At 70.9% G+C, this 8691-nt stretch carries 10 protein-coding genes; 6 read left to right on the forward strand and 4 right to left on the reverse strand.

Going from position 1 to position 8691, the window contains the following annotated elements:
• Positions 1-67 precede the first annotated feature (67 nt).
• Together rsrA and ACLQ3K_RS07095 are read right to left on the reverse strand one after the other, a co-directional pair.
• Positions 68-349 (reverse strand): mycothiol system anti-sigma-R factor, encoded by a 282-nt coding sequence (gene rsrA, locus ACLQ3K_RS07090; protein WP_259142387.1) that lies wholly within the window; start codon positions 347-349, stop codon positions 68-70.
• Entirely contained in the window at positions 346-1020 is a 675-nt protein-coding gene (locus ACLQ3K_RS07095; protein WP_224649466.1) for a sigma-70 family RNA polymerase sigma factor, read from the reverse strand. Before ACLQ3K_RS07095 ends, rsrA begins: the two co-directional genes overlap by 4 nt.
• Positions 1021-1372: 352 nt before the next feature.
• On the opposite strand from ACLQ3K_RS07095, the gene ybaK reads away from it, so the two are divergent.
• Complete coding sequence (ybaK, locus tag ACLQ3K_RS07100; protein WP_224649464.1) at positions 1373-1861, forward strand: Cys-tRNA(Pro) deacylase; 489 nt, start codon at positions 1373-1375, stop codon at positions 1859-1861.
• A 66-nt stretch (positions 1862-1927) separates the two neighbouring features.
• A complete protein-coding gene (locus ACLQ3K_RS07105) occupies positions 1928-4039 on the forward strand; it encodes an SDR family oxidoreductase (RefSeq protein WP_425998110.1) in 2112 nt (703 codons plus the stop codon).
• 64 nt (positions 4040-4103) lie between these two features.
• Here ACLQ3K_RS07105 and ACLQ3K_RS07110 read toward each other — a convergent pair whose 3' ends face one another.
• Complete coding sequence (locus ACLQ3K_RS07110) at positions 4104-4766, reverse strand: helix-turn-helix domain-containing protein (protein ID WP_425998112.1); 663 nt, start codon at positions 4764-4766, stop codon at positions 4104-4106.
• 59 nt (positions 4767-4825) lie between these two features.
• Here ACLQ3K_RS07110 and ACLQ3K_RS07115 point away from each other — a divergent pair, with 59 nt between their 5' ends.
• The 4 genes from ACLQ3K_RS07115 (at position 4826) to ACLQ3K_RS07130 (ending at position 7802) form a co-directional block, all read left to right on the forward strand.
• Positions 4826-5218 carry a VOC family protein gene (locus ACLQ3K_RS07115; RefSeq protein WP_425998114.1) on the forward strand — a complete coding sequence of 131 codons (393 nt, stop codon included), beginning with the start codon at positions 4826-4828 and terminating at the stop codon, positions 5216-5218.
• Positions 5219-5299: 81 nt separating this feature from the next.
• Entirely contained in the window at positions 5300-6652 is a 1353-nt protein-coding gene (locus ACLQ3K_RS07120; protein WP_224649454.1) for an NAD-dependent succinate-semialdehyde dehydrogenase, read from the forward strand.
• A gap of 132 nt (positions 6653-6784) precedes the next feature.
• Positions 6785-7144, forward strand: a complete 360-nt coding sequence (locus tag ACLQ3K_RS07125) for a hypothetical protein (protein WP_224649452.1) — start codon at positions 6785-6787, stop codon at positions 7142-7144.
• Positions 7145-7322: 178 nt separating this feature from the next.
• Positions 7323-7802: an FAS1-like dehydratase domain-containing protein gene (locus ACLQ3K_RS07130; RefSeq protein ID WP_224649450.1), complete on the forward strand. Its 480-nt coding sequence runs from the start codon at positions 7323-7325 to the stop codon at positions 7800-7802.
• Positions 7803-7810: 8 nt separating this feature from the next.
• Here the strand turns inward: ACLQ3K_RS07130 and ACLQ3K_RS07135 are convergent, their stop codons facing one another.
• Positions 7811-8575, reverse strand: a complete 765-nt coding sequence (locus ACLQ3K_RS07135) for an SOS response-associated peptidase (RefSeq protein WP_425998117.1) — start codon at positions 8573-8575, stop codon at positions 7811-7813.
• Between the last annotated feature and the right edge of the window lie 116 nt (positions 8576-8691).

Genomic DNA, 8691 nt, shown 5'->3' on the forward strand with positions numbered 1-8691 from the left:
TTGCGCACGAGGGCCCGTCGACATCACGTCGACGGGCCCTCGTCATGTTCTCTGCGCGCCGCACCGGCTACTCGGGGCGGAAGCGCACCTCGGTGTGCCGGATGCTGATGGTCAGCCGCTCCCGCAGCCCCTCGGGCGCACGATCGCCGCCGCACTTGCGGTTCACCAGCGACTTGATCTGCTGCTCGATGCCGTAATGCGACAGGCACTGCGAACAGCCGTCGATGTGGGCCTTGAGGCGCTCCTTGGCAGCCGAGTCGCACTCGTTGTCCAGGAGCAGCCAGATGTCCGCCATCACGGCGGAGCAGTCGAGCTCCAGGTCCGGGTTGCCGTCCGACGAGTACGTCACTTCTCGACCTCCTGAGCGGCGGCGCCCTCGGCACCGTCGGAATCCTGCCCCCGGAGGAAGCCGCGCTCGCGCGCGACGCCCTCGAGCTCGGCGCGGAGCTGCCGCCGGCCGCGATGCAGCCGCGACATGACCGTGCCGATGGGGGTACCCATGATCTCGGCGATCTCCTTGTAGGGGAATCCCTCCACGTCGGCGTAGTACACCGCCATGCGGAACTCCTCGGGGAGCTTCGCGAGAGCCTGCTTGATCTCGTCGTCCGGCAGTGCGTCCAGTGCCTCGATCTCCGCGGAGCGCAGGCCGGTGGAGCTGTGCTCCGCCGTGGCCGCGAGCTGCCAGTCGGTGATCTCGTCGGTGGGGTACTGCGCGGGCTGCCGCTGCTTCTTGCGGTAGCCGTTGATGTAGGTGTTGGTGAGGATCCGGTACAGCCAGGCCTTGAGGTTGGTGCCCTTCTTGAAGCTGCGGAAGGCGCTGTAGGCCTTCACGTAGGTCTCCTGGACCAGGTCCTCCGCGTCGGCGGGGTTGCGGGTCATCCGCAGCGCGGCGCCGTACAGCTGGTCGAGCAGCGGCAGCGCCTCGGCCTCGAACCGTGCCGTGAGCTGCTCCGGCGTCTCGGTCACCTCGTCGGGGGCCGAGTCCAGATCCGCTACGTGCGTGATGTCCCCGTCCGTCATACCGTCGAAGGCTACCGGTCGCTCGAGGACCGCTGCGCCGCTACCTGTACTCACGACCTCTGCAACAGCGCGATGCGTCGGCTTGTTCCCAGGTCGCGCTGAGGGCCGCGGGCCGTGTCGCGAGGGCGCCGCGATCCGGGCCGTCGCCGGACCGGCGGGGCGGGTGACCTTCCCGCGAGGGTATGCGGGCGACGCATACCCTCGAAACACCAGGTAGAAGCCCCGCAGGGGAATCGGGGCATGCGGTTCTCGCATACCCGAGTCGGTATTGGGTGCTGCTCGAGCGAAATCGGGTCGCGCCGCTGATCCGCGCATCGCGCTGAACCCGAGGGGAACCTGCTTGACTGAACGCATGGGGAAGAAGAACGCCGCGGCGACGCCGGCGATCGCGGCGCTGCAAGCCGCGGGGATCGAGTTCCGGATCCACGAGTACGCGCACGACCCGCGGGCGGAGTCCTTCGGCGGCGAGGCCGCGGAGGCGCTGGGGCACGACCCGGCGCGGGTGTTCAAGACGCTGGTCATCGGCGACGGGAAGCAGCTCGCCGTGGCGATCGTGCCCACGTCGGGCAAGCTCAGCCTCAAGGCCGCGGGCGCGGCGCTCGGGCTGCACCGCCCGGCGATGGCCGACCCCGCGGACGTGCGGCGCGTGACGGGCTACGTGCTCGGCGGTGTCTCCCCGCTGGGGCAGCGCAAGCGCCTGCCGACCGCGATCGACGAGTCCGCGCTCGGCTTCGAGACCGTCTTCTGCTCCGCGGGCCGACGGGGCCTGGAGGTCGAGTTGGCACCGTCGGACCTGGTCGCCGCGACGGCGGCGACGGTGGCGCCGCTCGCCGCGCCGTGATAATCAGGGGTGACTAGCGGCCCGCCCGGGTTTGGCGGCGGACGCAGCGGAAAGTAGGTTCGTGGTATGGCCAGCTACTTCGTCACGGGCGGGACGGGCTTCATCGGCCGTGCCGTCGTGGCGCGGCTCGCCGCCGCGGACCGGGACGCCACCATCTATCTGCTGGTGCGCGACGCCTCCCTCCCCCGGTTCGAGCGGCTCATCGCCGACCTGGGCCACGAGCTCGCCCCCCAGGTGGTGCCGGTCGCGGGCGACGTCGTGGAGCCGGGCCTGGGCATCACGCCGGGCGACCTGCCCGAGCACGTCGACCACGTGATCCACCTCGCGGCCGTCTACGACATGGAGGCCCCCGAGGAGTTGCAGGAGCTGACCAACGTCGGGGGCACGCGGAACGTCCTGGAGCTGGCAGGCCGGCTCGGCGCCACGATGCACCACATCTCCTCGCTGGCCGTCGCCGGCAACCACGAGGGATGGTTCTCGGAGGCGGACTTCGACGTCGCGCAGTTCTTCCCCACCCCGTACCACCGCACCAAGTACGAGGCCGAGCGCCTGGTCCGCGAGTCGACGGTGCCGTGGCAGATCTACCGGCCGTCCATCGTGGTGGGCGATTCGATGACGGGCGCGATCGACAAGATCGACGGGCCGTACTACTTCTTCCCGTTCCTGCGCCTGATGGGCACCATCCCGCACCACCTGCACGTGCCCTTCGCCAACCTCGGGTACACGAACATCGTGCCCGTGGACTTCGTCGCGGCGGGCATCGCCGCGCTGGTCACCGCGCCGCCGGCGCCCGGCACCGTCTACCACCTGGCGGATCCCAAGGGCCAGAGCATGGCCACGATCTACGACGCGATCGCCCCCGCCTTCTCCGGCCCGAAGACGCTGCCCGTTCCGAGCGCGCCACTGGGCGAGTTCGCGGCGCGGATCGGGCGACGGGGCGAGGTGCGGGCGCTCCGCGACACGATCGCGCGCCAGCTGGGCCTCCCCCCGATGATCCTGGACCACCCGTTCTACAACACCCGCTTCGACTCGGAGGCGACGCACCGCGCGCTGAGCCGGTACGGTGTGGCCCTGCCGCGCCTGAAGTCCTACGGGCCGCGGCTGTTCCGCTACTGGGCGGAGCACCTGGACCCGTCGCGCAACCGCCGTGACGACCCGCGCGGCCCGCTCGTGGGCAAGCACATCCTGCTCACCGGCGGCTCCTCCGGCATCGGCCGCGAGGCGGCGAAGCAGGCGGTCCTCAAGGGCGCCAACGTCTTCATCGTCGCGCGCAAGCCCGAGGACCTCGCCGACGCGGTGCTGCGGATCGAGGCCGAGCCCGGGATGCCCGGCGTACCCAAGGGCATCGTCCGGGCGTACCAGTGCGACGTCACCGATCCGGAGGCCGTGCGCACCACCGTCGCCCAGATCCTCGCCGAGCACGGCCACGTGGACGTGCTCGTCAACAGCGCCGGCCGGTCCATCCGGCGGGCCACCGTCGATTCCGTGGACCGCGCGCACGACTACCAGCGCACCATGGCGGTCAACTACTTCGGCGCCGTCTACCTGATCCTGGAGCTGTTGCCGCACATGGTCGCCCGCAAATCGGGGCACGTGGTCAACGTCTCCTCCATCGGCGTGCAGGTGCGCGGCCCGCGGTTCGCGGCGTACATCGCCTCGAAATCCGCGCTGGAGGCGTTCAGCGACATCACGGCGGCCGAGACGATGTCGGACCACGTGACCTTCACCAACATCCACATGCCGCTCACCCGCACGCGCATGATCGAGCCGACCGACGCCTACGACAACGCGATGGCGCTGTCGGTGGAGAAGGCCGGCCAGATCGTGGTGCGCGCCATCGTCGAGCGGCCCCGCCGCATCGACACCCCGCTCGGCACGCTGGCCCAGTTCGGCCAGTTCCTCTCCCCGCGCATCGCCGCCGCCGCACAGCACCAGGGCTACCTCCTCTTCCCGGAGCCCGAGGGCGACACGGAGGGGGCGGCCAAGGTCGTCGAAGTCGATGTGGCCGAGGTGGACACGCCGCGGGGCCGGCTCGCCGCGGCCGGCGCGGCGACCAAGGACCTGTCGAAGGACATCTCCACCGCCGCCGTGAGCCCCCTGTTCGGCATCTCCGGCGATCAGGGCCTGCGCCGAATCGCGCGCAAGACGCTCAATCGGATCCCCGGCATCAACTGGTAGACGCTCCGCGGCCGACAGCGGCTATGGGCCGGCATATGTGCACCGTCGACTACTCGTGAGGTGGTCAACGGTGCACACGGTCAGGAGCCACCAACGCCCGCGGCGTGCAGCCCGTGAGCGCGCGGACCTCCCGGGTCAGGTGGGCCTGGTCGGCGTAGCCCGACGCGGCCGCCACCTCGGCCAGCGCGCGGCCCGCGCGGATCGGCCCGACGGCCCGCTGGAAGCGCTGGATCCGCGCGAGGGTCTTGGGGCCGTAGCCGAAGGACCGCCGGGCCAGGCGGTGCAGAGACCGCTCGCCGAGCCCCGTCTCCGCCGCGACATCCCCGACGGTGCGGCCCGCCCGCAGCCGGACCGCGACCGCGCCGATCCGCCGGTCCAACTCGACCCCGTCGAGGAGCGCGGCCGCGATCGTCTCCGGGTCGACGGTGCGCGGAATCCGCCTGGGCGACAGGATGTCCGCGAGGTCGACGCGCCGCCCGGTGAGCTCGTCGGCGGCGATCCCCAACAGCTGCGGCAGCATCCCGGAGGGGAAGCGCAGGCCGTCGAGCCGCGCACCGTCGAACCCGGTCGTGCGGGCGGCGACGGCGTCCGGGCCCGCAACGATCGGCGCACCGTCGACGACGATGACGTCCATGCACCCGTCCGGCAGGATCAGCGCCGGCCCGGCGCCGCCCACCGAGGTCCACCGGATCGCCCCGGGGACCGACGACGGCCACTCGCTGTACACCGTTCGAGTATGTCCGAAACGTTCAAGACGCGGGCCGCGGCGCGACATACCGTGGCGGCATGACAGAGCGACTGCGTTTCGACGCCATCGGGATGGTTACCGAGGACCTACCCGCATCCCTCGCCTTCTACCGGAGGCTCGGGCTCGACATCCCCGACGGCGCCGAGGACCAGCCGCACGTGGAGGCGGAGCTGCCCGGCGGGATGCGGCTGATGTGGGACTCCGTCGCGGTGGTCCGCACGATGGAGCCCGACTGGGTCAAGCAGCCGGGACAGAATGCGACGCTGTGCGTGAAGTGCGCCTCCCCGGCCGTGGTCGACGAGGTGCACGCCGAGCTCGTCGCCGCGGGCAGCCCGAGCGCCATGGACCCGTTCGACGCGCCGTGGGGGCAGCGCTACGCGGGCGTCCTCGACCCCGACGGCTACCAGGTTCAGCTCTTCGCCTGGCAGTAGTCGCGGTCCGGGCGCGGGCGCCGTCGAAGGTGCCTATCGTGGGAGGCGAACCGTTCCCGTCCCCCACAAGGAGATCCGACGATGCCCGACATCCAGTACGCCGTGACCGACCCCGCCACCGGCGAGGTGCTGCAGACGTACCCCACCGCGGAGCCCGCCGAGGTCGAGGCGGCGATCGACGCGGCGTCGCGCGCCGCGCGGACGTGGCCGCAGCAGTCGACGGTCTCCGAGCGGGCCGCCCTGGTGCGCCGCGTCGCGGAGCTGCACACCGAGCGCCGCGAGATGCTCGCCGGGATCATCCAGCGGGAGATGGGCAAGCCGCTCGAGGACGCGCTCGGCGAGGTCGACTTCTCCGCCGCGATCTACACCTACTACGCCGACAACGCGGAGAAGTTCCTCGCCGACCAGCCGCTGGATCTTCTCGAGGGTGACGGCACCGCGGTGATCCGCCGCTCCCCCATCGGCGTGCTGTTCGGGATCATGCCGTGGAACTTCCCCTACTACCAGGTGGCGCGATTCGCCGGCCCGAACCTGGCCGCGGGCAACACGATCCTGCTCAAGCACGCGCCGCAGTGCCCCGAATCGGCCGAGGCGATGCAGCTGATCTTCGACGAGGCGGGCCTGCCCTCGGGCGCGTACGTCAACATCCGCGTCAGCAACGAGCAGGCGGCCGACATCATCGCCGACCCGCGGGTCGCCGCGGTCTCGCTGACCGGCTCGGAGCGCGCCGGCGCCGCGGTCGCGGAGGTCGCCGGCCGCAACCTCAAGAAGTGCGTGCTGGAGCTGGGCGGCTCGGACCCGTTCATCGTGCTCTCGACGGACGACCTGGACGCGACCGTCGACGCCGCCGTCGCCGGCCGCCTCGACAACACCGGCCAGTCCTGCAACGCGGCGAAGCGGTTCATCGTGCACGCGGACCTCTACGACGACTTCCTCGCGAAGTTCACCGGCAAGCTGCTCGCCGCGGGCGACGGGATCGCGCCGCTGTCCTCCGAGCGAGCGGCGATCGGGCTGGAGCAGCAGGTCAATCAGGCCGTGGAGGCCGGGGCGAACCTCGCCATCGAGGGGCGCCGCGACGGCGCCTTCTTCCCGCCCGCCGTGCTCACGAACGTCACCGAGGACAACCCGGCGTTCCGGCAGGAGCTGTTCGGGCCCGTCGCCACCGTCTACCGCGTGGCGGGCGAGGGCGAGGCGCTGGCGCTCGCGAACGACACCCCGTTCGGCCTCGGCTCCTACGTCTTCACCACCGACCCGGAGCAGGCGGCCCGCATCGCCGACGGCATCCAGGCCGGCATGGTCTTCGTCAACGGCGTGCTCGCCGAGGGCGCCGAGCTTCCCTTCGGCGGCGTCAAGCGCTCCGGCTTCGGCCGCGAGATGGGCCCGCTGGGCATCGAGGAGTTCCTCAACAAGAAGCTGATCCGCACCATCAAGTAGGTCGACGGGGCGGTCCTTCGGCCGGACCGAGGACCGCCCGTCGCGCCGCCCTGCGGGACCTTCGTCACCGCAATTGCCGTTAGTGATCCGTATAATCAGTCGAGTACACACTGTGCATACGAGGAGGCAAATGTGAGTTCCGGCGGCGGCTTCTTCTCCCCTACGACGAGCGCGGTGGCCGTCTTCGCGGTGACGGCGATCGCGGCCCCCTTCCTCAGCCTCGTCCGCGCCCGCTTTCCCGGCTGGAGCGGATGGGCCGGCTTCGCCGCGGGCGTGCTCGCGGGCGTCGCCACCACCGTCCAGCAGATGTCCGCTCTGCTGCCGCTGAGCATCCTCGCGTACTCCCTGATCACGCTGGTCGGATGGGTCAGGACGGAGCATTGGGCAGCCCGGTTCGATGCCGGCCCGGTCGGCCGCGGGGCACTCTTCCATGCGTACGGACTCGGCGCGTTCTTCGCGTCCGTGACCGGCCTCATCGTGCGATTGCTCTGAGCCGCCGCGAGGATTCGAGGCGGGACGCCATCGGCGTCGACGGCAGCGAGCGCCCTGTGTCCTTGGACACGGATCACCCCGCGGCGCGCGGTTCGCGTTGAACCTGCGTCGCAGTTTCCGCTACAAACAGTGGGTGACTGATAGAAACAATGGAGCACACTCTCATGATCGATGGGATGTGTGGTACCCCAGCGCCTTCGAGGTCACCACCGAAGGCGTGCGAGCGTTCGGGCGCGCGACGCGGTGCTGGCACACGCCGTGGGAGAGCCTCGGCGTGCCGCCCAGGGACACCCCGGTTCCCGCCACACTGCTCGCCGCACCGATGCTCCACGCGGTGGCCGCACTCGTCGCCGCATCGATCAGCAGCCCGAACATGTCCCGGATCCTGCACGCCGGGCAGTCCTACCGCTACGAAGGGCATCCCCTCATCGGCGAACGCATCGACATCGGCGCGCGGATCACCGATCACGTACAGCGCGGCGGCGCGGACTTCTTCACCGTCGAGAGCGGCGCCGTCGTGGACGGCGAGACCCGGATCGTCGGGACCAGTCAGATCGTGTACCTCGGCGACGCCGTCGAGGGACCGGTGCTCGAAGAGGCCCTGGTCGAGAACGTGATGCTGTTCGGCACGGGCCCGCTCACCCAGCAGCTGACCTGACGCGGCCGCTACAGCAGGCTCAGCTGGCCCGGTTCACTGCCCGGCTCGACGCGCTCGATCAGCTCGGGGCCGGTATTGGCGACCGCGTTGACCAGGGCGGACACCGGGCGGATCTCGATCCGCTCGGCCACCTCGAGGGCGGGCGGGCGGAGCAGCGCCGGGTCGACCGGGCCGTCGGGGTTCAGCCACTCGTCGAAGGCGTCGGGGGTGAGGACCAGCGGCATCCGGTCGTGCACGGCGCGCAGCGGGCCGACCGCGTCGGTGGTCAGCACCGTCGCCGACAGCGTGGGCGGCACGTCCAGCCCCGCGCCGGCGGGCCGCCACACGGACCACAGCCCGGCGACGTACATGCGCGTCCCGTCGACCGGGGTGAGGTACGTGGGCTGCTTGCGCGGCTTCTTCACCAGCTCCGGATCCTCGAGCAGCTGCCACTCGTACCAGCCGTCCATCGGGATCAGGCAGCGCTTGGACTTGATCGCGGTGCGGAAGGCCGGCTTCTCGTCGACGGACTCCGCCCGCGCGTTGAACAGCGGCGGGCCGCTCAACGTCTTCTGCCAGTGCGGGAGCAGCCCCCACCGCATGGCCCGCAGCCGCCGCGTGGCGGGATCGTCCGGAGCCTCCCGCGAATGCCGGGAGACGACGGTGACGATGTTCGTCGTGGGCGCGACGTTGAAGCCCGGCACGTCGAGCTCCGTGCCTTCCGTCTCGTCCTCCGCGTCGATCTCCGCCGCCAACAGCGCCGGATCAGTGGTCACCGCGTAGCGTCCGCACATGCCCCCAGGGTACGACGGTGCACCGACAGGTTCGGGCCGCGACGCTCCTATGGGTGTCAAGTAGTCCACGGGTGCTCAAGTAGGCGGTAGAGGTCGCGGGCGATGTAGCGCTTGAG

The sequence above is a fragment of the Tsukamurella sp. DT100 genome, from assembly GCF_049844855.1.
Taxonomy (GTDB): domain Bacteria; phylum Actinomycetota; class Actinomycetes; order Mycobacteriales; family Mycobacteriaceae; genus Tsukamurella.